Below are 24,936 nucleotides of genomic sequence, written 5' to 3' on the forward strand. Positions count from 1 at the left end.
CTACAAGAGCCATGTTGATCTTGACCAACGGTGACGCACTAGCCCTCCATCGTTATTCTCGGGAACCTAGCGCATCGCGGCTTGGCTGGCACACGCAACGTCGCCTTTTGCCCGTTGAGACACTGAAGCTGACCGGCTGCTAACCACCCACCCACGACATTGAGCCCAAACACGTGCAAGGCTGCTTTGGGGGAAATTTCCGGTCTGCGTGAACGACCGTTTTGAAAGTGCAGAGCCACCATTGTCGATCTCGATTGCGGTTTCGAACGGAGATTGGCGGCAGGTGAGCATCACGTCCTGACGGGATTCGAACCCGCGGCCCCTTGTTCAAGGGACAGGGCATTGGATGCTCGAGACCATTCAGCTGCTCAAGACACCTGCTCCGTGACCTTCTGCAGCGAACCGGCCCGACTTGAGATAACCTTGCAAATTGCACTCAGGACAGGATGCCTGACCCCCTCGGCAGCCAACTCTGCAACAAGGCTGTCAGCCTCGCTCACAATCCTCTCCGCCATTTGGGCAAGGTCGCGAACAGGGATGCGCTGGGAAGATCGGGTTTCGGGCACCAGTGTCGTCCAATGCTTCAGCTGGATCGTGTCGAGCACATCGCGACCGCCAATTTTCATGGCAAGCCTCCTTGCGACCTGCAGGACCGAAGACCTGCGTGATGTCAGGGACCGGGCGATCCTGATGGTGGCCTTCGCCTCCGGCGGACGGCGGCGCAGCGAAATCGCGGACCTGAGGAAAGAACAGTTGCAGCCGGAAGATCCCGTCCGGATCGAGGACGGTCCTGCGCTCCCCTCGCTCTCAATCCATCTCGGCCGGACCAAGACCAGCAGTGCCGAAAGCGGCGAGCGGGTCTATCTGACGGGCCGGCCCGTTGACGCGCTGAACGCGTGGCTGACGGCGGCGAAGATCGAAGCGGGCAGTGTGTTTCGAGCGATCGATCGTTGGGGCAATGTTTCCCGCAGACCGCTCGATCCCAAGGCTATCAACGATATCGTCAAGAGCCGCGCCAAACTGGCGGGGCTCGATCCGGCCGACTATTCCGCCCATGGCCTGAGATCCGGCTACCTCACCGAAGCCGCCAATCGCGGCATCCCGCTGCCCGAGGCCATGGAACAGTCACGGCATCGTTCGGTGCAACAGGCGTCGAGCTACTACAACCCCGCAAACCGGCGGGTCGGCCGGGCAGCCCGCCTCCTGGACTGACCGGGCGCTATCAGCTCTTTGAAAGCTCGGTCAGGCGGTCGAGAGCGGCCTTGAAGCCCTTCAGGGAAATGGCAAGGTTGACCGGCTGGTTGGGCTGGATCGAGGTGGCGGTGACGTTGAGGGCGGCGGCGGCCGAAAGAGCGGCGACGTTCTCGGTGGTAAACGTCACGGGCAGGATGCAGCCGGTCGGCAGGCAGGTGGAGAATGTCAGCGCCGGGAGCGGCGGATTGCTGTCGATCTTCAGCGTGGCGCCGGCATCGAGCTTGAGGCCGAAGGGCAACGCCAGAACGCCGGCCACGCCGCCATCCTTGGCCGGCTGCAGCTCGATGGCAAGAACGCGCTGGCCGTCCTGCTGCTGCTGGACCTGCGCCATGGAGCAGATCTTGCCGTTCTGAACGACGCCGCAGGTGACGCGCCAGTCCTGATAGGTCTCCTGCAGGGAGCTCGCGCCGCCGGGCAATGTCGCCGGGGCTGCATCCTGCGCGAAGACGGGGGCTGCGGTAAGCAGCGGCAGCAGGGACAGGGCCGCGGTGGTGAACTTGTGCATGCTTGGTACTCTTCCTTTGGCGATTGCAGGTGGCGCGTCAGTAGCGCGCGGAAAGCCTGATCTTGAAATCCATGTCGCCCGCTTCGCGGCCACCCTCGTCGACGAGCGCGATGGCCGCGGTCATGTTCAGGCTGAAATTGCTGGCGATATCGTAGTCAATGCCGGCGCCGGTGCTGGCGAGCAAAAGCCCCTCCTCCGCCGCCTTGTCGCGGCCGAAGCCGAGGTCGAGGAAGGCAAACGGCGACAGCCGGTCCTGGCCGGTCGGCGAAACGACGGGAGAGCGCAGCTCGTTGCGGATGATGACGCCGGTATCGGCGACCGCGTCACCGAGATCGTAGCCGCGCACGCCGTCGAGACCGCCGAGTGCCAGCCGCTCGGTATCGGGCAGCGCCTGCCCCGCGAGCTGGAACAGCACGTCGCTGTCGAGCTGGAAATCGTGGCCGAGCTCGGTCTGCCGGGAAAGGCTGCCGCCGAGATAGGCGTAGGAGGCATCGGTCACCGCGCCGTTCGAAAAGCTGTCCCAGGCGCTGTCCGAATTGTCGGAGAAGATGCCGCCGGGATTGGCCTTTACATGCAGGTCGAGCCGGGTGGAGCCGAAATCGTCGGTGAACGACCTGGCGATGCCGAGGCCGAACTGGAACAGTTCCGCATTGGCATTGCCGACGGGGATATCCGCGAAGAAGGTATCGCGCGACAGGTGCTTGTATTCGATGCCGGCATAGACCTCGCCGCCATAGATGCCCGGCAGGATGTTGGAGAGCGCACTGCGATAATAGAGCGGCAGTTCGACGATCGAGGTGTCGAAGGTGAAGAGATCGTTTTCCTGCCGCGTGGCGATGAAGGCCGGGCTGAAATCGATCGCCTGCCTGCCCTCGATCGGCACGACGAAGGTACCGGAATGGCTGACATAGCGCGCCCGGTGGTCGTCGTGACCGGGGAAGATGCCGCCAAGATCTTCGAAGAGATCCCGCGAAGCAGTCAGCTGGTAGGAACCGAAGGCCCCGTCGATGCCTGGGATCGCGAAGCCCGCGCCGATATTGAAGCGGTCGCGGTCGCCGGATGTGGCACCGGTGTTGGAATAGCCGGCATAGACCTGCCACGGCTTGCCCCGGGTCACCTCCAGCGCAAGGTCGGAACGGCCGACTTCCGAACCCGGAGAAAACAGGCCCTGCACCCGACGGAAGGGCGAGCGGTTCAGCCAGGCAAGGTCCTCGTTGACGCCGGCAGACGCAATGCGACCGCCGGCCGGAGCGTTGACCTGAGCTGCGAGGGAACGCGCGCGTTCGCCCTCGATGCCGCGCGCGGTCACCGTGCCGAAGCCGAATTCCATGACCCGGAGATTGAGCACGCCGCCGGTGATTTCCTGCGGCGGAATGGTGACCGACACGAAGGGATAGCCGGCGCGGCGATAGACACCGGCAATGGCGGCCTGCGCATCGGCAATCAGCGACAGCGACAGCGGCTTTCCGATGAAGGGCTTGAGAACGCCGGAAAGCTCAGGCTCGAGGTCGCGGCCCGGACCGATATCGCCGACGACGACACCGGCGGCGCGGCCGGCGCTCGGTTCCTCTTTCGCGCCGATCAGGCGAATGGCGGCAAGCTCGGCGCCGAGCGGACGTTTGTCGGCCTCGACCGCGGCCTCCTCGGGAAGCGTGATCGTGGGAGCCTTGCCGGTCACGGCCGGCGGCGGGTTGCGCTCGACGGCAGACTGTGCGGAGGCCTGGCCGGCGGCGGCAAGCGTCATCAGGATCGCAAGTGTTGCAGGCCCGTCGAAAACGCTCGTGCGCATACGTTCGAGAATGGTCAATCGACACGTATTCATTAGAGCGATCCGATGATGATGTACTGGCCGAGCGACCGGTTGGCCGGGTGGGGGACGGCCGCGCATTCGGCGCCCATCACCGCGCCTGCCGGGCACGAGCTCTGCTCTTCGCTTGCGATGGTGCCGCCACCGGGTTGCTCGAGCGTGATCCCTGAGGGCAATTCGAAGACGGTCGATGGGGGGAAGGCCGTCGGCGTCGTCACCGTGGAGCCAGCCGTGACCGTCAGCGTGCCACCCGTATAGGTCAGCGCATAGTTGGCGGATGCCGCAAGCGTGCCTTGCGTGATGGCATAGCTGCCTGAGACGGAGGTGGACGAGGCGGACGTCGAGAGCGCGCCCGTCAGGCTGTCGCCACCGACAAGGCCGAGGCCGCCGACGGTGTAGGTCAGCGCCGGAACGGCAGTGCCCGCGGTCATGGACTGGTTGTCGGCGGTGACCGTCAGGGCGCGCTGCGTGATCGTCAGCGAGCCCGAAACGAAGGTGATGTCATAGCCGAACTGGCCGGAATAGAGCCCGCTTAGGGCAAGGGAACTGCCCGAATAGCCACCGACATTGGCGCTGCTGCTGGTATAGCCGGCGGTTCCGGATATCAGCGAGCTGTCATAACCCGGCGTACCGTAGGTCAGCGTACCGACATTGGCGCTTGAGTTCGAGGCGTCATAGACCTTGGTGCTGCTGCCGCCGGTCACCGTCAGCGCGGTCATGAAGCTGCGCAGCAGCGGTCCTGTCTGGCCGTCGTAGATCCGCCAGGTCGTGCCCGTGCCGCCATCGCCGTCGATGGTCCAGCCGGCGGCGGTTAAGGTCGAGAGCGAGGCGAGCTGCGCGGTGGTGCGGCCGGTGACGCCGATCGGCGAACCGTTGCCGACGCCGAGGCTGGTGCCGGAGGTCGTCGTGTTCCAGAAACTGGCCGTGGCCGTGCCGGAATTGCTGCCGATCAGGCCGCCGTAATATGCCGCCGAAGACGGAACCGTGCCGGTCGCGTAGGTGTTTGCCACCGTGCCGCTGTTGGTCCCGACCAGACCGCCGGAAACATTGCCGCCGGTTACATTGCCGGTTGCGTAGGCGTCGGCTATGTCGCCGGCATTGGCGCCGACGAGCCCGCCCGCCGTTGCGGTGGCGCCGCCGCCTGCGGTCACCGCGCCGGTGGCGAACGAGGTGGCGATGGAGCCGGTGGTGCCGGCTGAACTGTTCACGGTGTTGTCGCCGACAAGGCCGCCCACATGGCTATTGGTGCCGCCGGTCACGGCGCCTGTGGCATAGCTCGCCGAGATGACGGTGGCGCTCGCGCCGGCGAGGCCGCCTGCAGCACTGTTCGCGCCGACGTCGACGGTGCCGGTGGCCGAGCTGCCGGTGATCGTACCGGTGCTGGTGACGACGCTGCCGGATGTGGCGGCGGTGTTGTACGCCACGAGGCCGCCCGCATAGGCATAGTCGCCCGCCGTGACCGTCACGGCCGCGTGGCTGCCGGTGATCGTGCCGGCATTGAGGCCGATCAGGCCGCCGACATAATGGCTGTTGCCGGCTGAGGCTGTGCCCGATACCGAGACATTGCTGACCGTGCCGAAGTTGTAGCCCGCCAGCAGGCCGACTGTGGAGCCCGTGACGGAGCCCGCCAGGGTCAGGTCGGAGACCGTGCCGTCGATACGGCCGAACAGCCCGCCAAGGCCGGCCGGCCGGTTGACGAGCAGGCCGCTTATGCTGTGGCCGGCGCCGTCGAGGCTGCCGGCAAAGCCGGTCGCAAAGTCACCGATGGCAACAAAACCCGCACCCGAGTTCCAGCTTGCCGTGCCGCTGGCGTCGATATCCGCCGCAAGCACGAAGTCATCCGAAAGCAGGCTGGCCGAGCCCATGCCCTGCAGGCCGTAAACGTCAGCGATCTGGTAGGGCGTCGCCGCCGAACCGTCGCCGCCGGTGGCGCGCAGGAAGGTGGCGCCGCTGCCAAGGCGGAAATCGGTGGCGTCGAAGGCAGCAAGTGTGGCGGCGACCTGTCTCCATGTGCCGCCGGTGAGCGAGAAGAGGCCAAGATCGATGGCGCTCGAGCTTGTCGCGGTGCCGGCTGCGGAGATGGCGAGCGTGCCGTTGGCGGCGGTGACGGCGCCACCAAGCGTGATGTTGCCGCCGGAACTCGTGGTGAGCGTCAGGCTGGACGCGTCCGACCAGGAAACGGCGTCCGCGACGGTGAGATTGCCCCCGGCCGTCAGCCCGACAGTGCCGCTGACGCCGACGCTACCGCCGCTGTCGAGCGATAGAACGCCCGCCGAACCGAGATTGGTATCGAGCGTGTAGTTGCCGGAGGCGTTCAGGTAGACGCCATGACCGCTCGTCGTCGTGAGCGAAGCAAAGGAGGACGAGGAAAGAAAGCCGAGATCGGTGTCGCTGTAGCTGCCGAGCGTTGCCAGATAGGCTGTCCGGGTTGCCGAAAGCGATGCCTTGCCGGTGATCAGGTGCGCCGCCGTGCCATAGATGGAGATGTTCTGGACGCCGTTGGTGCCGGCGATGTCCGAGAAGGCAGCGCCTTGTGTCGATCCGCCGTCAAGGTAGGTCAGCACGCCGGCCGAAGCGGGCGAGGTGCCCGGCGCGAGCAGGACGTAATAATAGCCGTTGGCGCCGGTGGCGGCGCTGCCCATCGCGCTGCCACCGGACACGGCCGTCACGTTGGCGCCCGCCAGCACGGTCGTGCCGGCGTCGCTATAAGCCGTGCCCGAAACGGCCGTCGGCGTTATGGAATGCTGCCAGAGGAAATAGGAATAGAGGTTCGTCCCGGTTCCCCAGATCGACGATGAGAAGCCGGCCGGAACGCTGCCCTGGAGCTGTGCCGTCGTGCGTGCCGTGGCGCTGCCGGAACCGCCGGCGATGCCGACCGACTGTCCGCTGGTCTGAACGTTCCAGTAGGCGTTGGTGATTGCCGATGCGAGGTTGTTGTTGTAGCCGGCGAAACCGCCGACTTGGGCAGCGCCGGTGACATAGCCGGTCGAATAGGCGTTGGAAATGGTGCCGCTGGTGAAGTTCACGCCGACGAAACCGCCGACATTGGTCGCCGTGCCCAGACCGTTCACGCGGCCCATGGCGTAGGAGTCGGTGATCGTTCCATTGTTATGTCCGACAAAGCCGCCGATCGGGCCTCCACTGCCGGTAACCGTACCGGTAGCGTAGGACTGGGAAATCGTTCCGCCAATGCCGCTATAGCCGTTGGCACCGACCAGTCCGCCGATATAGCCATAACCTCCGGTGCCGGTGACATTGCCGGTGGCATAGGACCGGGTGATACTGCCGCCATTGGTCAGATAACCAACCAGTCCCCCGATCTGATAGCCGGCGCCGGTGACATTGCCGCTCGCCCAGGAATTGCTGACCGTGCCGCCGTCGACCACCCCGATGAGGCCGCCGGTATTGGCCTCTCCGGTGCTCACGCCCGAAACCGTCGCGCTCGCCGATGCCGACGAGACGGAACCGCCGATCATGTAGCCGATGAGCGCGCCGACGTCGTCATTGCCGGTGATGCTGCCGCCCGAGAGCGCGACGTTGCTGATCGTGGCGCCGCTCGTCAAGCCGAACAAGCCGACGTAATTGGTGCCTGCCCGGTTGATCGTCAGGCCGGTGATCGTATGTCCCTGGCCGTTGAAGCTGCCGGTGAAGTTCGAAGCGGTGCTACCGATGGAAACGAAGCCCGACGAACCCCACAAGCCGCCATAATATCCGCCGACCGCGGTGAATGCCCCCGTGAGGTCGATATCCGCGCCGAGCTTGTAGCTGGCGGACAGATCGAGCGACATGAGTTGTAGCGCCGCTGGGGTGTAGATCACGGTCGAGTATTCGCTGCGCAGCATCGGCCGCGTGTCGCCGTCGACCATCACCCAGGTATCGGTGAAGTCGAAGCCGGAATAGGTGGATTGGCTGCGCGGGGCGCTGGAGACGTCGATGGCCGTGCCGGTAATCAAACTCAGGAACGCCAAGCCAATGGTAGCCGATTGGCCGGTCGAGTTCCCATCCCAATAGGCATTCGTCAGGCTGATGGAGGAGGAACTGTCAGCGCCGATGAGGCCGCCGGCTATAGTCGTCGCAGTGACTTTGCCGCTGGCGTAGACGTTGTTGAGGGCGAGCGGTCCTCCCACGAGATCACCGACGAGGCCACCGGCGCGCACGGCTGCTGTAACCGATCCGGTGGCGTAAGAGTCGGATATGGTGACCGTGTATAAGGCGTGGCCCACAAGGCCACCGGCACTATTGGCCGAAACCCTAACGGATGCGGCAGAGGAGGAATTGGACAGAGTGGAATCCACGAACCAACCCGCGATGCCACCGGCTTCCTGATACCCGTTGATGCTGCCCGTGACGTGAATATTATCGAAGACCGAGTTATTCGCCTCGCCTACCAGGCCGCCGACACGAGCCGAGCCAGTGACAGAGATATTGGACAGTGTAACGTCCCGCAGGGTCGCACCGTTGGTATCGCCGAACAGCCCTTGCCGGGTGACTGATGACCGGTTGATGGTCAGGCTGTCGATGACATGGCCGAGACCGGAAAACGTACCGGTGAAGCCGCTTATGGGGTTGAAGCCCGTGTTGCTGTTCCAGCCAGATGTCGCCGACGCATCGATATCACCAGCCAGCGCATAATAGCCCGAGCTGCCGATCGCCTGCAGCGACGCCAGATCGTGGATCAGGGTATAGGCCTGGCTATTGATCGTCAGCGTCGCGCTGCTGCTGGGCAGCGAGATCCGCGCGCCGTTGATGAGGCTGTAGCTGCCACCGTAATTGAGGTTGACGGCCGCGCCGCTTCCTGTCCGGCTGATATCTTTGCCGATCAAGAGATTGCCGGCCGCCGTCAGGGTCAGGCTCGAATTCGCGTTGCCGTCGGTGAGCAAGCCGTTGACGGTAAGGTTGCCGGAGGTCGTGGCCAAGGACAGCGGACCATTGGTGGTGACGTTGCCGCTGACGGTGAGGGCCTGGCCGTTCGTCAGGGAGAAGGAACCGTCAACGCTCGATGTTCCGAGCGAGCCCACCAGGTTGCCGCTGTTCGTCAGCGCCACCGAACCGCCATTGGCAGTCGTGGCGGTCAGTGTGCCGGCACTGATGGCCGCCGCCTGACTGATACCGCCGGAGCCGGCGCTGAGCACCAGCCCGCTGGCGGAATTCGCTCCCGTGATGGCGGCGTTGATGAAGATGCCGCCCGTGCTGGAATCCGCGAGCAACGACAAGGTGGTCGCGGCGTTCCACGACACAGCAGCGTTGACGGTGATGTTGCCGGCTTCCGATCCCGCGCCATTGGTGGTGATCGCAACGTTGCTGTTATTGAGGTAGGCACTGAGTGTGCCGTTGTTGATGTTCGCCCCGCTGCCAGTGGGCGCTACGTTCCACGGGTCGCCCCCAACAAAGGCCTGGACATTGCTGCTACCCGACGACGAAATGGTCACGCTATAGGGGTCGATCAGCCAGGTGCCGGTGGCTCCCCGCTCGGAGCGGGTGGAAATGGCGACGTTGTCGCCCAGCAGCAGGTTATGTCCCGAGGTCTCGACAATACCGCCGGCGGCCGCACCTGCGCCGGTCGCGGTAATCGTGCCGTCGAAAACCGTCGTATCGTCCGACCATACGACCGCTCGTCCGCCTGCACCGTCGGTGCCGTCGACGCGGATCGCGGCACCTGCGGCGACCGCCACCTTGTCGGCCGTCGCCACATCTTCTGCGAGAAATTTCGTCGCGGCATTGGTGCCACCCTGGTAATCGCCACCGATCAGCACGATGCCGCCGGTCGCGCCGGAGGCATCGACCGTTGCTGCCGAGCCGAGCGCGATCCTGTCGCCGGTGACGACGACGGTACCGCCAGAACCAGTGGTGCCGGTTGCCTCGATTGCCCCGTTGACCCTGACCTCGCTGCCGGAAATGCGAATGTCGCCGCCGCTGTCCGGTCGCGCCTGCGGAATCGGAACGCGGGTCGGCAGGCTTGTCGATTCGGTTTGCGGACGGGTGGCGCTGAGCTTGCCGGTGACTTCCACCTTGCCGCCCTCGCCTGCGGTCAAGAAGATGCGGCCGTCCTTGCTGGTGACGCCGGTCGCCTTGACGACCCCGCCGGTATTGCCGGCGAGCGCATAGACATTGCCGCCATTGGCGCGCAGCTCGGCGTTTGCCGCGGCGATCGCGCCGGAATTGCTGGCCTCGGTGTCCGAACCGCCGACCACGACGGCAAAGAGGCCGTCCGCATCGGCGGTGTCCTTGGCCAGGATCTCGTAGCCGGCGAGCAGGCCGACGGTGCCGTTTTCCGCGGTGATGCTGCCGGAATTGTCGACCGCGCGGGCAATCAGCGCCACATTGCCGGAGGCCGAGCTGATGGTGCCGAGATTGACGACGGCGGCTTTCGAGCTGCCGGCAAAGGTCATCTCGCCGCCGGCGAGGAATTGCTGGTCGGTGACGTCATGGGTGGAGGCGAAGAAATCGCCGCCGGTCGAGATGACGCCATCCTTGCCGACGACGATGCCGGCGCGGTTGACGAGATAGAGCGATCCCGTCGCCGTCAGCGATCCGTCGATCTGCGAGCCGAGATTGCCCGTCACGCGATTGAGCGTCGCGCCCGCGCCGTTGTCGAAATGCACTGATGCGCCCGAACCGATCGAGAAATCCTGCCATTCGACAATGCCGGTGGCGCTGGTCTGGTTGATCAGGAGGCCGGTCGGGGCCGTCTGGATATCGCCGGAGCCTGCGGAGAAACTACCGCCCGTCGGCAGGACCTGCTGCGAAAAGGCGGGAAGCGGAAGCGAAACAGTGGCGAGGAGAACCGCCGTATAATGCCGAAGCCCCCGGCAACGCATCCCCATGCCCACAATGCATTCTCCCTGAATGGCTCAAATCAAGTGTAAAATCCAAATAGCGCAAAACAAACAACGCACTACCGAGGAAATGGCTTGAGCGACGATTATGAAGCGCCCCCTTTCCTGTCAAGGGCGATATCTGGGCAGGTTTGACGCAGATTGCGCTGAACGTCAGGGCTCAACAACTTTTGCAATACTTGTGCCGGCGTTCTGACGCAGCCCTCGCTCCCATCCATCTCGGCCGAACCAAAACCAGCAGTGCCGAAAGCGGCGAGTCGGTCCATTTCACGGGCCGGTCCGTTGACGCGCTGATCGCGTGGCTGACGGCAGCGAAGATCGAAACGGGCAGTGTGTTTCGAGCCATCGATCGGTCGGGCATTGTCTTGCTTCGGGTGCCGGATCCGAAGGCCGTAAACGACATCGTGAAGCTGAGAGCAGAGCTGGCAGGCCTCGACCCAAGGGAGTTCTCGGCCCACGGTCTTCGCTCCGACTATCTAACCGAGACGGCAAATCCAAGAACTAAGGCCGGGTTTGACGTCGTTGCCAAATTTCACGCTCGGACTTGAACGCCTGAGGGAACCCACGGCGCGAACCGCGCCTAGAAAAGGCACACCGGCCAGCGAGCCGCGTGTCTCGCTCTAACGCAACGAGACACGCATGGCACGCAACTTGATGCGATTCACTGCCATCCTGCGCATATCAGGGGTTTCCGATAGACCAATTCGCCCCATGACTTGGCAGAGCAGCATCACGTCAACCACCAGCCCCACCACCGCGGCCAGTGCCACATGACACTGACGGCACTTGGCAGGACGTCGCTGGCGCTCGATCTCCTCTTCTTCCTGCGTCAGCAGGGGCAGGAATGGCTTTAGGCCGCCGCCACGATACCCTTCAATGCGAAGAAGCCGGCGGATCGCTCCGCCGACTTCTTGTCTCTGCAATCCGGGTTGCCGGTCAGGCGGCGCGCTGGCGCCTTGCGTGGTTGTCGCCGGCTGAGATCTGGAAGCGGACCATCAGCTGCTCCAGCGAGGATGCCTCGTTGGCGAGCGACTGGATGGCGGCAGACGATTCCTCGACCATTGCCGCATTCTGCTGGGTATTGCGGTCGATATGGCCGATGGCCGAGTCGATTTCGGTGAGACCCGTCGACTGTTCGCGTGCGCTGCGGACGATCTTTTCGACTTCCTGACTGATCGAGTTGACCTCGTTGGCGATCGCGTGCAGGGCCTTGCCGGTCTCGTCGACGAGCGAGACGCCGTTGCGCACCTGTTCGCTCGACGTGTTGATCAGGGCCTTGATCTCCTTCGCCGCGTTTGCCGACCGCTGGGCGAGTTCACGGACTTCCTGGGCGACGACGGCAAAACCCTTGCCGGCGTCACCGGCGCGAGCGGCTTCGACGCCTGCATTGAGTGCCAAGAGGTTGGTCTGGAAAGCGATCTCGTCGATGACCGAGATGATGTTGCCGATCTCGCGCGAGGAGGTCTCGATCTTGCTCATCGCCTCGACGGCGTTGGTGACGATCGAACCCGAACGCTCGGCACCGGTGCGGGCGTGTTCGACCATGCGGCCGACATGGTCGGCGACGCTGGCCGTCTGCTTGACGGTGTCGGTCACATTGCTGAGCGCGCTTGCGGTTTCCTCGATCGAAGCGGCTTGACGCTCGGTGCGCGAGGAAAGGTCATGGTTGGCATGGCTGATCTGGCCGGTGCCGTCGCGGATGATGCGAACGACGTGGCTGACCTGGCCGATGACCGATTCAAGCCCCTCGACAGAGGTGTTGAAGGAAACACGCAGCTTGTCCAGTTCACCGGCGAAGGTGTCGGAGATACGGTGAGAGACATTGCCCGCCGCAAGCTGGGTCAGCGCCTCGTCGAGCTTGTCGACCACGAAACGGACGGCTTCGGCTTCGCGTGCCTTTTCCTCTTCGCGCATCGCCCGCATCTCTTCGGCATGACGGTCGGCCTGGCGGGCCTGTTCGGCCATGGTGGTGGCCTTGCGCTCCGCACTCGTCGCGGTCTCGACTGCGGTTTCCGACGCCATGAAGGCGCTGACGACCGAGTGGGTGAGTGCGATCAGGACGCCGCTCTGCAGGATCAGGACGACGGCGTGCAGCACGACGCGGGAGAAATCCGAGTCGCCCGGAAAGATCGCGACAGGCATGACGAAGAAGAGCAGGATGTGGTGAACGGCGACCAGCGCCGCGTAACCGACGATGGCGCGCCAGTCGATCCAGACCGCACAGATCGCCAGAGAGGCGAAGAAGTACATGTGGATGTCGATCTGCAGCGGCGAGCCGGCAAAGCTGTAGACCAGAATCGCAACCGTCGCGGCATGGGCCATGGACGTGACGACACGAGTGGTGGGGCCGGTGCGATCCTTCATCCAGGTCGCGGTCGCGGACCCGACGATCAGAAGCGAGGCGACGAGGGCGAAGACATCAAAGCCGTCGGCCCGCAATCCGTTGCGGAGCGCGATCAATGCAAGGTTCAGCCACAGGAGCGCGACGATCCCCGTCGAAGCCTTATGGCGCAGAGCGTTCAGAGCATTCATGTCAATTTCCTTCGAGGCAGCCAACTGCCAAATCATGGTTCAAGACAAGAAGAGCGCCAGCGCGCATGAGCCGGCCGGCAAAATCATTTGCATCGGAATAGGCAACCGAAACCCATGCATACCGTCCGGACCAGACGAGACGACCGCCCGCTTCTCCGATCACCTGCATGTTCCCGCTCGCATCTGCTTGCGGGTCCGTCACGACCAGGACGAAAGGCCCGGCCGGACGCACCCAGACCGCTACGACGAGCAGCAGAAAAAATGCGAAATTGGCCAGGACGATCGACTTCTGGATAGCCATAGTCGCTGCTCCTTGTGCTTCCGCCCACCGCTCCTCATTCAGTGGCGTCACTTCGCGACGAAGGAACCCTCCAGTCCCCAGATGTCGCGCTGCAAGATCAGACTAGCGGGCGCTAACTAAGATTTCATTAAATTGGATAGAAGCGGTTGAGTGTCCAAAGGAATGAACGCCAGGCGGGAAACGCCCGGACCCGGCATTCAACGACCGTTAACCCTGCCTCGACATCGACCGGCGGATTTAACCGATTTCTGAGAAATGCCGGTGACATTCGCCCGCAAGGCCCTGATCGGGCATCCGAAAACAGACCGGACCAATCCGGCGCAGGATGAGGGAATTGCCATGCAGAACGATGCGAGCGCAGCACAGCAGCACCACGCAGCGCAGCGCGCTGCGGCAGGACATGACCTGCTGCAGAAAGTGGCCGGCTACATGGCCAAGCACATGATCGGCGGGCTGCCGCGCAACTACGAGCTGGTGCACGAGGCCCTGAGCGGCCGCCACCCGGGGCTTGCCCGCGACTTCGCGTCGCTCGGCCAGCGGCCGAGCCAGCATGACCTTGACCAGATCGGCCTCAAGCATCGCCTCGTCAGCCATTGCGGGCTTGCCGAAGAAAAGCTCCAGTCGGAGACCTCGAGCGTGCTCGAGAAGATCGCGGAGCAGGTGTCCCTCGGCGTCCTGCACAAGCAGACCTTCGCACGGGCGCTCGAAACGATCCTCGGCTCGATCCGCGAGGACGAAAACCGCGGCATCGCGGAACTCATCGCCGAACTCGACTTCCTCAACGCGGCGACCGGCGACCTTCTCCATGCCGAGACGGAACTCGGGCTCAAGCTCAAGGCCGGTCTTCAGCAGATCGAGGGCGCGAGCCGTGCGGTCGAAGCCGCGCGAACCGCCACCGAGAAGGACCGACTGACCGGCCTGCCGAACCGCATCGCGTTCATGAACCGGCTCGATGCGCTCTACAATCAGGATGTGCCCCCTGCGGATTGCGCCCTTCTGATCGTCGACATCGATGATTTTCGCTCTATCAACCACCAGTTCGGCGAAGACGCGGGCAACCGTCTCCTGCAGCGGTTGGCGACGATCTTCCGCAAGACGATCAAGAAGCATGATTTCGTCGCCCGCGTCGACGGTGACGACTTCGCCTTCCTCTTGAGCGGGGTTTCGAGCGAGGACGCCTTCACCATCGCCGAACGCCTGCATGCGGCCGTGGAGAACAATCTCGTCTTCGCGACCGAGCACGGCTCGACCCATGGCGGGCTCGGCCTGTCCATCGGCTTTGCCCTCTGCAACGACGCGGATCAGCCGATGCAGCTTTTTGCCCATGCGGAAGCCGCGCTCAATGGCGCGCGCGCCAATCCGCGCCAGCCGATCTGCGGGTATCCGCTCGAACGGCACGGCCGCCACATCGGGCGCCACGTGGCCTGACGCAACCCCTCCCGCTGTTGCGCCTGAGCAACCTGACCACCTGCTCTGGCGACACACCCGCCGGAGCCTACCCACCCCGCTTGCCTTTGCCCGCCAGTTCGGCGAAAAGCCAAGGCCATGATTACCATCAACGACATTACGGCCCGCATTGCCGGGCGCCTGCTGATCGACCACGCAACCGTGTCTCTGCCTTCCGGCACCAAGGCCGGCCTCGTGGGTCGCAACGGCGCGGGCAAATCGACCCTGTTCAGGATCATCACCGGCGATCTGTCGCCTGAGTCGGGATCGATCTCCATCCCGAAGAACGCCCGCATCGGCCAGGTCGCGCAGGAAGCCCCCGGCACCGAGCAGCCGTTGATCGAGATCGTTCTGGCTGCCGACAAGGAACGCGCCGCCCTCATCGCCGAGGCCGAGACTGCGAGCGATCCGCACCGGATCGCCGAGATCCAGACGCGGCTTTCCGACATCGGCGCCCATTCGGCGGAAGCGCGCGCTGCCACCATCCTTTCCGGTCTCGGCTTCGACCATGAAGCGCAGTTGCGCCCGGCATCGTCCTTTTCCGGCGGCTGGCGCATGCGCGTGGCACTGGCAGCCGTGCTGTTTGCCGAACCGGACCTGCTGCTGCTCGACGAGCCGACCAACTATCTCGACCTGGAAGGCACGATGTGGCTGGAGGACTATGTCCGGCGCTATCCGCACACCGTGATCGTGATCAGCCACGACCGCGACATGCTGAACAATGCGGTCAACTCGATCGTGCATCTCGACCAGAAGAAGCTCACCTTCTATCGCGGTGGCTATGACCAGTTCGAGCGGCAGAAGGCCGAGGCCGACGAGCTGCAGATGAAGGCCAAGGCCAAGAACGACGCGGCGCGCAAACATCTGCAGAGCTTCATCGACCGGTTCAAGGCCAAGGCCTCGAAAGCCAAGCAGGCGCAGTCCCGCGTCAAGGCGCTGGAGCGCATGGGGACTGTCGCGGCGGTGGTCGAGGACCATGTCCAGCCGATCAGCTTCCCCAAGCCGGAAAAGCAGCCGGCATCGCCGATCGTCGCCATCAATGGCGGCGCGGTCGGTTACGAGCCGGGCAAGCCCATCCTCAAGAACATCAACCTCAGGATCGATAACGACGACCGCATCGCGCTTCTCGGCTCGAACGGCAACGGCAAGTCGACCTTCGCCAAGCTGATTGCCGGACGGCTTCAATTGCAGGGCGGCGAGATGAAGCAGCCGCCGAGCCTGTCGGTCGGCTTCTTCGCCCAGCACCAGCTCGACGACCTGATCCCGAACGAGACACCGGTCGACCATGTGCGCCGCCTGATGCCGCTCGAACCGGAAGCGAAGGTTCGCGCCCGTGTCGCGCAGATGGGCCTTGCTACCGAGAAGATGGCGACTGCCGCCAAGGATCTTTCCGGCGGGGAGAAGGCGCGGCTGCTGATGGGGCTCGCCGCCTTCCACGCGCCGAACCTGCTGATCCTCGACGAACCGACCAACCATCTCGACATTGACAGCCGCCGGGCACTGATCGCCGCGCTCAACGACTATGACGGCGCGGTCATCCTGATCAGCCACGACCGGCACCTGATCGAGGCGACGGTCGACCGGCTGTGGCTCGTCAACAACGGCACGGTCACGAACTTCGACGGCGACATGGAGGAGTATCGCAGCCTCATCGTGTCGTCCGGGAAGAAGAAGGACGAGAAGGACAAGGCCGACAGCACGCAGGAGCAGGTCAACAAGGCCGACCAGCGGAAGGCGGCGGCCGACCGGCGCGCCTCGCTCGCACCGCTGAAGAAAAAGATCAATGAAATCGAGTCCCTGACCAAGAAACTGGAGACATTGATTCAGGCTCTTGATGCGGAACTTGCAGACCCGGTGCTCTACGAAAAGTCGCCGGCGAAGGCCGCCGACAAGGCAAAACAGCGCGGCGAGGCAGCCGCAAAGCTCGCGGCCGCCGAGGAACAGTGGCTCGAACTCTCCACGGAATACGAAGAGGCGATGGCGGGATAATCTCCCGCCTCGTGCCCAAATCGTCCTGTCAGCCGTCGCGGCGGAAAATGGCGGTCACTGCGAAGAGACCGCAGGCAACGGCCGCGAAGACCGCAAGGCCATGCGTGCCTGCCTGCATGGAGAAACCCGCGAGAAGCGGCCCCACCAGTGCGCCCGCGCCCCAGGTCAATCCCATCAGGGCATAGATGCCGACGAGATCGCCGCCCGAAAAGCGGCTGCCGACCACCGTCAGCGTCAGGGTATAGATCCCGACAAACACGCCGCCCCAGACGAAAAGCAGCGCGTAGGTGGCAAGCTCCGAATGGAGCACCCAGGGCCAGAGCGCCGCACCGAGGGAGGCAAGAACCGCACAGCCGACGATCAGCTTGCCGCGGTCGACCATGTCACCCAGCCAGCCGATCGGAAGCTGAAGGACGATCGCGCCGAACATCATGACGAACATCAGCCGGGCCGCGTCCTCCGCCTGCCAGCCCAGCCCTATCGCGTAGAGTGCCAGAAAGGACAGACCGGCGGACTCGACGGCCGCATTGAGGGTGATCGCACCGATCGCAACGGGCGCGATCCCGAGAAACCGCAACGAATTGCCCGAACTCGGCTTCTCGAAGGGCGGCGCGCGCACCGCCGGAGCAAGAACGAGCCCTGCCGCGCAAAGGGATATGACGGCTCCGATCATGAACGGCAGCAGCCCCCCGGCCCCGACCAGCGACAGGATGAGCGGCCCGAGCGCCAGGCCGAGGGCCAGGGCGGCCGTATAGGCGGCCATCGCTCTTGCCCTGGTGTTCTCCGTGCTCAGGGCGTTGATCCAGGTTTCGGAAACGACGAACAGCGCTTCGGCGGCCATTCCGAGCAGCAGGCGCAGCGGGAACCAAAGCCAGATATTCTGGACCAACCCGAAGGCCACAAGCACACAGGCCGAAGCGACCAGCGACACAAGGATGAGACGGCGCGGGCCGAGATGGGCGACGAGCCGGGGAAGAAACAGCGCGGTGATCAACACGCCGACGGCATGCATCGCTGCGTTCACCCCGATCATCGTCTCGCCGGCGCCCTGACGCGCCATGTCCATCGCGATCAGCGGAGCGCTCAGCGAGTAGGTCAGACCGAACATGGCCGCCGTTGCGATGACAGCGGCACGCGACACGATATCGGAGGAGCCCTGCGCGGGTTCGGAGATCGGGCTCATCGGGCGATCTCCCGGCCGAACACGCCGATGGCGCGAAGCCTCAGGCTCTGAAACAGGCGCAGAGGCCAGGGAACATGGGAGGGCTCGACGAGGCGATGAAGGGCTCGCGCATAGTCGAGCACCAATCCCGGGGTCCAGCAAAGATGGGCGGCGCGGGATCGGATATAGGCCGCCTCCCACAGCGACGGCGTCAGCATGAGCCGGCACAATCTGAGCCAGGGCGAGCGGCATTCCAGGCTTGCTTCGAGGCCGGCCTCGAGCGCGCCGGCAACCGCGATCGAGCAGTTCCGGTTGGTGACATTGTAGGTGGAATGCTCGCAATAGCCGCGGATGAAGCCCTCGAGGTGCGCCGGATCGAGGCGGTTGAACACGATCTCCTCATCGGCCGGCGTCCAGATCTTGCATTCGTGCTCGTAGGACGGCTGGAACAGGCCCGGTACGTCGTTGTCAGCCCCGGCATAGAGAACTGCGGTGACCTCGCATTCGCCCGGATCGATCTCGTTCGCCGGCCAGTGACTAAGATAGAAGTCCGGGCCCATCTCGATCGCCGCATGCCCGATGGACAGCTCGCCATGCTTGTCGAGGGCCGCAAGATAACGATCGATGATCGGTCGACGCGGTCGCATCTCGACGGCACCGGCTGGTGTCCAAACGAGCACACGCATGGTTCGATATCGACTGGTGCGGACCGGATCGTCGGGAAGATGGCGAACATTGTCGTTCCAGCCGCGGACGCAAAACATCGGATGGGCGTAGAGCGGCTCCTCCACGTTGTGCCGCCTCAACGTAAATGCCAGGCGCACCATCGTGATGCCCGACAGCACCAGCAGCAGGCTGACGCAGAGCGGAATGTTGAGCCGCGACGATAGCGGCCACTCACTCACAATTAATACGGCCAACAAGACTTCGAAACTGCAGGCGATCAGGGCATGGCCCCACCGGCGAAACCGCACGAGCGCGACGGTTGCAAGGCGTGACAGACCGTCGATGACAAGGCCGGCAGCAAAGAGCCAATTGAGGATCGGTTCGCTGCGCATGGACGGGTCGAGGATCATGGCACCCAGCACCAGCATCACGCCCGCCTTCACGCCCTCGGCATTGCGGCCGGCATTTGTCGTGCGAAACGCCATTCCGAAAAGCGCCATGAAGCCCTGGATGAGGAAAAGCAGACCAAACAGCTGCGTCGTCAGCGTGGTCAAACCGTCAGAAACGTCGGCGATGACAGCAAAGCCAAGTGCAATGGTCAGCAGGCCCGCTACAGCGGGCTCCCACCAATCCTCACGGAAAGCCCTGCCCCCAATCAACAAGAATGCCAATTTGATCATATTGAAGATGTCGCAAATATAGAAACGCCCGCTCGTTCAACGGGATTAGCGGCTCAAATAATAACCGCGCTTTACCTTGGACACTTCAAACTCGATCAAGCCCAAAATTGGCCTATGAGCTCTGGCTCTCGCTTTCTCATTTCGGTCCAGAAACGGCTTCAACCGGGCGATTAACTCAAGTGTAACGGCGCCGCACTATCATCCGCCCCGATATATCTCTCCGCGCATCGAGCGCTTCACAGTCGGTATTGCGTATGACACGTCAGTTGCGGAAACTTCTCGCCCATCGCGGCGGCAACATCGCCATCACCTTCGCCCTGCTGCTCGTTCCGGTGATCACCGCGGTGGGGATGAGCCTCGACTATGTCCGCGCCTACAACGTCAGAACCAAGATGCAGGCCGACCTGGACACCGCGCTGCTGGCGGCGGTGCGGAGCGTCGGAACGCTGAATGACGCAGCCATCGAGAAGCGTGTGAAGGACTGGTTTGCGGCCCAGACCGACCTCACCGACAGCGGCTACCTGCTCGATGATATCGATATCGACACCAGCGGCCAGAAGATCAGTGCGATGGCGCGGGTCGCGGTGCCGACCACGCTCCTCAAGATCGCCGACATCAAGCAGGTCGACGTCAGCGTCAGTTCGACCGTCGCCGGACCGGGGGAATCCTTCCTCAACGTCTATATCGTGCTCGACAAGTCAGCCTCGATGATGCTGGCTGCGACCAGTGCCGGACAGACGGCGATGCTCAATACCGCCGGCTGCGCCTTTGCTTGCCACGTGTCCGAGGGCTCCCACACCTATAAAGGCAAGACCTACTCGACCAACTACGCGCTGGCGAAGGCGATGGGCGTACAACTGCGCACCGATGTTGCCCTCGACGCGGTCGAGGAAGTGCTCGACATGATCGACCGCTATGACAGCTCGCACAACCGCATCAAGATCGGTCTCTATTCGGTCGGCCAGACGGCAACGGAAGTGCTCCCCCCGACCTTCTCGACCACCGATGCGCGCAAGAAGCTGAGTGACAACTCCGCCGGACTGAACAGCGCGACATCGGCTGCGGCCACCTATTTCGACTACTCCCTGACGGCCCTCAAGAAGATGGTCGGCACGGCCGGCGACGGCCGGACGGCAAGCGCTCCGCTGAAGCTCGTCCTGATGCTGACGGACGGGGTGCAATCCGAGCGCAACTGGGTCCACCAGACGTCGAGCGGCATCCGCTTCCCAACTGCGGTCGACAGCCTGCGCAAGGCGACGACGCCGCTCAATCCGCTCTGGTGTGACGACGTCAAGAACCTCGATGCCAGCTTCGGCGTCCTCTATACCGAATACCTGCCGATGACCTACGACTGGGGTTACAACGTCACTGTCGGCGAGAAGATGTCGACCAGCGTGTTCGCGTCGGTCTGGGGAGGCACGATCAAGTCGGCCTACAAGAGCAAGCCGCGGCAGGAATACATCCCGGTGGCGCTCGAAGAGTGCGCTTCCAGCAGCGATCTGTTCATCCAGGCGGACTCCTCGTCCGAGATCGAAGCCGGGCTTTCCAAGCTCTTCCAGCAATATGTCGCCAAGGTCCGGCTGACCAACTAGGAGAGCGGACATGCGGCTTCACCGGAGACTTTTGCGCGACGAAAAGGGCGCGGCCGCGATCGAGTTCGCGCTGCTGGCGATGCCCTTTCTGATGCTTGTCTTCGCCATCCTCGAAGTATCGCTGATGTTCTTCATCGACAGCGGCCTCGATTCGGCCCTGCAACGAACGGCCCGCGAGGTCAGGACTGGGGCGGCAGCGTCCAACAGCTGGGACCTGCAGAAATTCAAGGCGCGCGTCTGCGAGAACATGACCTTCTCGTTCGGCTGCTCCGATACCCTGCTCGTCAGTACGCAGGTCATGAGCGATTTCTCTTCGCGCAGCTACAAATCCGGCGTGCAGAATGGCGTGCTCAGCGTTCAGGAGAGTTTTTCCCCCGGCGGATCGGGGGACTATGTGCTGATACAGGCCTACCTGCCCTGGGACAGCACCCTCGCCTTCGCGGGGATCAAGGCCCACACGCTGCAGGACGGACGCTACGTGCTGGCCGCCGCCGCCCTCTTCCGAAACGAGCCCTTCTGATGTCCGATCATCCCCACGTTCCAGACTGCCAGCGGAGAATGACGACCCGGAAACTCTCTCTGCTCGGTCAGTTGATGTCCGACCGAAGTGGCATCTCCGGTCTGGAATTCGCACTTCTTCTGCCGCTGATCATCGCGCTCTTCGCAGCAACGCTCGACCTCGGTGAAGCCCTGATGGTCAACCGTCGCCTCAATCAGATCGCCACGACGACAAGCGATATCACATCGCAGGAACCGACCTGGACTGCGTCATCGATCCAGACACTGGTCGAGGGCACATCAAGCATGCTCACTCCCTTCGACGCGACGGCCCTCAAGGTTCAGGTCTCTGTCCTCAATGTGAGCTCGACCGGCACCGCAACGGTCGCGTGGTCCTATGGCTACCACACCGCCGCGCTCGCCAAGGGTGCGGCCTCGCCCGTCGCCATTCCCGCGACGATCGCGGAGAGCGGCGTGCAGATGGTCGTGACCGTTGTCGACTACAACCTCACCACCGTGTTCACGTCCTTGCTTTCCAAGGTCACCGGGCTCGAAAGTTACCATCTCGGCAGCACGGCGCTGTCCCGACCGCGCGTCGGAAACGCCGTCGAACTTCTCTAGGGTGCCACATCTGCGCAGGGTCGGCGCTTCGGACTTCGCCATCTGAGGAGCAGCGTCGGTCAGGCCTTCTTTTCCCAGCGGCCCTCGTTGTTCTGCTGCCAATAGGTGAGCTTGTGTCCAGCCGCCTTCAACGTCTTCCAGTGACCGCGTGCGCTTTCGAGCTGCGGCTGGTCGTGGCCATCGAAGACGAAGACGACGCGATCGTAGTCCAGTGTTTCCGGCGGCTCGGCACCGTCGACGAGGAAGCGGACGCTCGCGCCGTTCAGATTGTCCGGTCCGGTGGTCAGAAGAACAGGCTGGCTCTCAGCCCCTTCCGACGCATCGGTGCCGTGCGGCAGGAAGCTCTCTTCCCGGAAGGTCCACAGATGGGCGTCGAGCGCGTCGCGGCGGCTGGTTTCGGGCGTTTGCACCACCACCCTCCAGCCACGTTCGACGCTCTTTTCCAGGAGCGGAGGCAAGGCATCCTCAAGCTTCGATTCCGTCAGATGATAAAAGAGGATCTCGGCCAAAGTCCCTGCCCTGCCTGCCGTCACGCTTCGTAGTTGGTGCGAACCAGCTCATCGAGGAGCCGGACGCCGTAGCCCGATCCCCAGGACTGGTTGATCTCGTCCGCGCGCGAATCCATCGCAGTGCCGGCGATGTCGAGATGAGCCCACGGGGTATCCTTGACGAAACGCTTGAGGAACTGTGCGGCGGTGATCGAACCCGCGTGACGGCCGCTCGAGTTCTTCATGTCGGCGAACTTGGAGTCGATCATCTTGTCGTAGTCCTTGCCCATCGGCATCCGCCACAGGCGTTCATTGGTGACGAGCCCTGCCGCCAACAGCTTGTCGGCCAGCGTATCGTCGTTCGCGAAGAGGCCGGCATGCAGATTGCCGAGCGCCACCAGGATCGCCCCGGTGAGCGTCGCGAGATTGACCATGAAAGCCGGCTTGAAACGGTCGTTGCAGTACCAGAGCGCATCGGCCAGCACGAGGCGGCCTTCGGCATCGGTGTTGATGACCTCGATCGTTTGGCCGGACATCGAGGTGACGATGTCACCCGGACGCTGGGCGTTGCCGTCCGGCATGTTCTCCACCAGTCCGATGATACCCACGACATTGGCCTTCGCCTTGCGGGCGGCCAGCGCATGCATCAGGCCGGTCACGGCGGCTGCTCCGCCCATGTCGCCCTTCATCTCCTCCATGCCGGCGGCCGGCTTGATCGAGATGCCGCCGGTATCGAAGACGACGCCCTTGCCGACGAAGGCGACCGGCTTCTCCTTGGCCTTGCCGCCCTTCCACTGCATGACGACGAGGCGCGGGGGGCGAACCGAGCCCTGGGCGACGCCGAGAAGAGCGCCCATGCCGAGCTTCTTCATTTCCTTTTCCGTCAGGACATCGACCTCGACGCCAAGGGATTCGAGCTTTTTCGCGGTCGCTGCGAACTCTTCCGGCCCGAGCACGTTTGCCGGCTCGTTGACCAGATTGCGGGCGAGGATGACACCGTCGGCCACCGCCTCGGCATCGGCGAAGGCCTTCTTGGCTGCCGCGGCTTCGGCCGTCACGATCGTGACCTTTATGGCCTTGTCGTTTGATTTGGCGTCGTCGTCCTCGCCATTCTTCTTGGTCTTGTAGGTGTCGAACTTGTAGGAGCGCAGCAAGAGGCCGAGCGCAAAATCCGCAGCCGCCTTCGGAGACACGTCCAAACCCTGGACATCGAGGAAGATCGTCGCCCTTTCCACACCCTTCAGCGCGGCGGCAGCCTTGCCGCCCGCCTTCAGCCAGTCGTGGCCGGAGACGGCGGCCGTCTTGCCGAGGCCGATTGCCAGGATGCGGTCAGCTTCCGAGCCGTGCGGAGCAACGATGTCGAGGGTGGACATGGACTTGCCGGTGAAACCGCCGATCTTCGCCGCCCGGGTAAACACGCCCGCCGGATCAGCTTCGGCAGCACCAGACGGCGCCTCGGCCTCTGCGGTCTTCAGCAGCACAGCGAGGCCGCCGGTGATACGCTGGGACTTGGAAAAGGCGATTTCGATCTTGCTGGACATGGCTACTCCATAGGGCAAAGGAAATAACAGGAATGGACCGCGATCATGTCCTTTTCCGACCGGAAGGCAAGGAAAACCACGGCGATAGGTTCGACAATCCCCGCCTCACGCGGCAGTGATCGCGGGCCTCTTGTCAGGTCAAGCGATGTGCGGGTAGTTTCCGGCCGCCCTCAGCCCGGTGGGCCCACGCATTCCACACTTGCAAACGGGAAAGCCCTTGCCGAAGCAGACACACACCACCCTCATCGAGGCGGTCCATCGAGACCGGGATGCCCGGCGGGCGGTGATCCTGGCGCTCGTGCTTCTTTCCGTGTGGCTGCTCCTGCTGGCCGCATTCCATTTCCTGCCTGCACTCGATGTTGCAATGAGCGCCGCCTTCTTCGAGGCGACGGCTTGCGCGGAAGGAACGGCGGACGGCATCGTCTGTGGAGACTTTCCCTATCAGCGCGACACTTTGTTCGTGTTCCTGCGGCAGATGCTCTTCTATATGCCCTCCCTTGCAGCGGTGGTCGTCATCATAGCCCTGGTCCGGGCTTTGCAGCACCATGGCGCGACCTATCAGCCGCGGAAGGTGCGCGACTATGCAATTTCGTTGCTCACGCTCTTCATCGGCCCCTATGTGGTGGTAAATCTCCTGCTCAAGAGCTTTTCCGGACGGCCACGGCCGCATCAGACCGACATCTTCGGCGGAGAACTGCCCTTCATGCCCGCCGGGTCCTTTGCGGGCGGCTGCGAGAACAACTGCTCCTTCATCTCCGGGGAGGCAGCGGGTGCCGGATGGCTGATCTGCCTCATCCCCCTCCTGTCGGAAAAGATGCGCCCGGTCTTTGGTCCCGCCTTGATCGCGGTATCGCTGGTGACACCGGCGTTCCGCGTGTCCTTCGGCGGTCACTATCTTTCCGATGTCGTGCTCGGCTGGCTTTCATCACCCGCCGTCTTCGCGGCGCTGCTGGCCGTGTTCGAAATAGCGCGTGTCCGAAAAAACACCCTCTGACGATGGTGAAATCCCGTCACGGCC

The 24,936-nt window shown here is 63.6% G+C and carries 16 protein-coding genes and 3 pseudogenes; 9 read left to right on the top strand and 10 right to left on the bottom strand.

Going from position 1 to position 24,936, the window contains the following annotated elements; genetic code table 11:
• Positions 1-368: 368 nt before the first annotated feature.
• Positions 369-626: a hypothetical protein gene (locus HHL25_RS08580; RefSeq protein ID WP_246701712.1), complete on the bottom strand. Its 258-nt coding sequence runs from the start codon at positions 624-626 to the stop codon at positions 369-371.
• Here HHL25_RS08580 and HHL25_RS08585 point away from each other — a divergent pair.
• Positions 625-1,212, top strand: a pseudogene (locus tag HHL25_RS08585) (site-specific integrase); the annotation flags it as partial. The gene HHL25_RS08580 and the pseudogene HHL25_RS08585 overlap by 2 nt on opposite strands.
• Before the next feature lie 10 nt (positions 1,213-1,222).
• Here the strand turns inward: HHL25_RS08585 and HHL25_RS08590 are convergent.
• From HHL25_RS08590 to HHL25_RS08600, 3 genes are read right to left on the bottom strand one after another with little or no spacing between them, the layout of a single operon-like run.
• Positions 1,223-1,759: an invasion associated locus B family protein gene (locus HHL25_RS08590; protein ID WP_169589068.1), complete on the bottom strand. Its 537-nt coding sequence runs from the start codon at positions 1,757-1,759 to the stop codon at positions 1,223-1,225.
• A 37-nt stretch (positions 1,760-1,796) separates the two neighbouring features.
• Positions 1,797-3,566 carry a ShlB/FhaC/HecB family hemolysin secretion/activation protein gene (locus HHL25_RS08595; protein ID WP_169589070.1) on the bottom strand — a complete coding sequence of 590 codons (1,770 nt, stop codon included), beginning with the start codon at positions 3,564-3,566 and terminating at the stop codon, positions 1,797-1,799.
• 14 nt (positions 3,567-3,580) lie between these two features.
• Complete coding sequence (locus HHL25_RS08600; protein ID WP_169589072.1) at positions 3,581-10,390, bottom strand: two-partner secretion domain-containing protein; 6,810 nt, start codon at positions 10,388-10,390, stop codon at positions 3,581-3,583.
• Between the two features lie 224 nt (positions 10,391-10,614).
• On the opposite strand from HHL25_RS08600, the pseudogene HHL25_RS23490 reads away from it, so the two are divergent.
• A pseudogene (locus HHL25_RS23490) lies at positions 10,615-10,896 on the top strand (integrase); the annotation flags it as partial.
• Between the two features lie 234 nt (positions 10,897-11,130).
• Positions 11,131-11,256: pseudogene (locus HHL25_RS08605) on the top strand (DinB family protein); the annotation flags it as partial.
• An 82-nt stretch (positions 11,257-11,338) separates the two neighbouring features.
• Here HHL25_RS08605 and HHL25_RS08610 read toward each other — a convergent pair.
• A complete protein-coding gene (locus tag HHL25_RS08610; protein ID WP_246701713.1) occupies positions 11,339-12,934 on the bottom strand; it encodes a methyl-accepting chemotaxis protein in 1,596 nt (531 codons plus the stop codon).
• A gap of 1 nt (position 12,935) precedes the next feature.
• Positions 12,936-13,235: a hypothetical protein gene (locus HHL25_RS08615; protein ID WP_169589076.1), complete on the bottom strand. Its 300-nt coding sequence runs from the start codon at positions 13,233-13,235 to the stop codon at positions 12,936-12,938.
• Between the two features lie 261 nt (positions 13,236-13,496).
• Here HHL25_RS08615 and HHL25_RS08620 point away from each other — a divergent pair, with 261 nt between their 5' ends.
• On the top strand, positions 13,497-14,663 hold the full coding sequence (locus HHL25_RS08620; protein WP_315853040.1) for a GGDEF domain-containing protein: 1,167 nt from the start codon (positions 13,497-13,499) through the stop codon (positions 14,661-14,663).
• A 117-nt stretch (positions 14,664-14,780) separates the two neighbouring features.
• On the top strand, positions 14,781-16,670 hold the full coding sequence (locus tag HHL25_RS08625; RefSeq protein WP_169589078.1) for an ABC-F family ATP-binding cassette domain-containing protein: 1,890 nt from the start codon (positions 14,781-14,783) through the stop codon (positions 16,668-16,670).
• A 28-nt stretch (positions 16,671-16,698) separates the two neighbouring features.
• Here HHL25_RS08625 and HHL25_RS08630 read toward each other — a convergent pair whose 3' ends face one another.
• Together HHL25_RS08630 and HHL25_RS08635 are read right to left on the bottom strand one after the other, a co-directional pair.
• Complete coding sequence (locus tag HHL25_RS08630; RefSeq protein ID WP_169589080.1) at positions 16,699-17,853, bottom strand: MFS transporter; 1,155 nt, start codon at positions 17,851-17,853, stop codon at positions 16,699-16,701.
• Entirely contained in the window at positions 17,850-19,178 is a 1,329-nt protein-coding gene (locus HHL25_RS08635; protein WP_169589082.1) for an HdeD family acid-resistance protein, read from the bottom strand. Before HHL25_RS08635 ends, HHL25_RS08630 begins: the two co-directional genes overlap by 4 nt.
• A gap of 254 nt (positions 19,179-19,432) precedes the next feature.
• Between HHL25_RS08635 and HHL25_RS08640 the strand changes: the two genes are divergently transcribed.
• The 3 genes from HHL25_RS08640 to HHL25_RS08650 are packed head-to-tail and all read left to right on the top strand — an operon-like array spanning position 19,433 to position 21,889.
• Positions 19,433-20,770, top strand: coding sequence for a TadE/TadG family type IV pilus assembly protein (locus HHL25_RS08640; protein WP_169589084.1), 1,338 nt, complete (start codon positions 19,433-19,435; stop codon positions 20,768-20,770).
• Positions 20,771-20,780: 10 nt separating this feature from the next.
• Positions 20,781-21,290 carry a TadE/TadG family type IV pilus assembly protein gene (locus tag HHL25_RS08645; RefSeq protein ID WP_169589086.1) on the top strand — a complete coding sequence of 170 codons (510 nt, stop codon included), beginning with the start codon at positions 20,781-20,783 and terminating at the stop codon, positions 21,288-21,290.
• A gap of 38 nt (positions 21,291-21,328) precedes the next feature.
• The gene (locus tag HHL25_RS08650) at positions 21,329-21,889 is read left to right on the top strand and encodes a TadE/TadG family type IV pilus assembly protein (RefSeq protein WP_169589088.1); all 561 of its coding nucleotides are present in this window, start codon (positions 21,329-21,331) and stop codon (positions 21,887-21,889) included.
• Between the two features lie 59 nt (positions 21,890-21,948).
• On the opposite strand, the gene HHL25_RS08655 is transcribed toward HHL25_RS08650, so the two are convergent.
• Both HHL25_RS08655 and HHL25_RS08660 read right to left on the bottom strand, forming a co-directional pair.
• Complete coding sequence (locus tag HHL25_RS08655) at positions 21,949-22,398, bottom strand: DNA polymerase III subunit chi (RefSeq protein WP_169589090.1); 450 nt, start codon at positions 22,396-22,398, stop codon at positions 21,949-21,951.
• 20 nt (positions 22,399-22,418) lie between these two features.
• Entirely contained in the window at positions 22,419-23,918 is a 1,500-nt protein-coding gene (locus tag HHL25_RS08660; protein WP_169589092.1) for a leucyl aminopeptidase, read from the bottom strand.
• 217 nt (positions 23,919-24,135) lie between these two features.
• Here HHL25_RS08660 and HHL25_RS08665 point away from each other — a divergent pair, with 217 nt between their 5' ends.
• A complete protein-coding gene (locus HHL25_RS08665) occupies positions 24,136-24,912 on the top strand; it encodes a phosphatase PAP2 family protein (protein WP_169589094.1) in 777 nt (258 codons plus the stop codon).
• Positions 24,913-24,936 lie beyond the last annotated feature (24 nt).

Origin of the sequence: Rhizobium terricola (genome assembly GCF_012927355.1) — a bacterium.
Lineage (GTDB): Bacteria > Pseudomonadota > Alphaproteobacteria > Rhizobiales > Rhizobiaceae > Allorhizobium > Allorhizobium terricola.

Coding starts and splice junctions, on each gene's coding strand:
- HHL25_RS08580 (WP_246701712.1), bottom strand. CDS start 626: ATGAAAATTGGCGGTCGCGATGTGCTCGACACGATCCAGCTGAAGCAT.
- HHL25_RS08590 (WP_169589068.1), bottom strand. CDS start 1,759: ATGCACAAGTTCACCACCGCGGCCCTGTCCCTGCTGCCGCTGCTTACC.
- HHL25_RS08600 (WP_169589072.1), bottom strand. CDS start 10,390: ATGGGGATGCGTTGCCGGGGGCTTCGGCATTATACGGCGGTTCTCCTC.
- HHL25_RS08610 (WP_246701713.1), bottom strand. CDS start 12,934: ATGAATGCTCTGAACGCTCTGCGCCATAAGGCTTCGACGGGGATCGTC.
- HHL25_RS08615 (WP_169589076.1), bottom strand. CDS start 13,235: ATGGCTATCCAGAAGTCGATCGTCCTGGCCAATTTCGCATTTTTTCTG.
- HHL25_RS08625 (WP_169589078.1), top strand. CDS start 14,781: ATGATTACCATCAACGACATTACGGCCCGCATTGCCGGGCGCCTGCTG.
- HHL25_RS08630 (WP_169589080.1), bottom strand. CDS start 17,853: ATGAGCCCGATCTCCGAACCCGCGCAGGGCTCCTCCGATATCGTGTCG.
- HHL25_RS08635 (WP_169589082.1), bottom strand. CDS start 19,178: ATGATCAAATTGGCATTCTTGTTGATTGGGGGCAGGGCTTTCCGTGAG.
- HHL25_RS08640 (WP_169589084.1), top strand. CDS start 19,433: ATGACACGTCAGTTGCGGAAACTTCTCGCCCATCGCGGCGGCAACATC.
- HHL25_RS08645 (WP_169589086.1), top strand. CDS start 20,781: ATGCGGCTTCACCGGAGACTTTTGCGCGACGAAAAGGGCGCGGCCGCG.
- HHL25_RS08650 (WP_169589088.1), top strand. CDS start 21,329: ATGACGACCCGGAAACTCTCTCTGCTCGGTCAGTTGATGTCCGACCGA.
- HHL25_RS08660 (WP_169589092.1), bottom strand. CDS start 23,918: ATGTCCAGCAAGATCGAAATCGCCTTTTCCAAGTCCCAGCGTATCACC.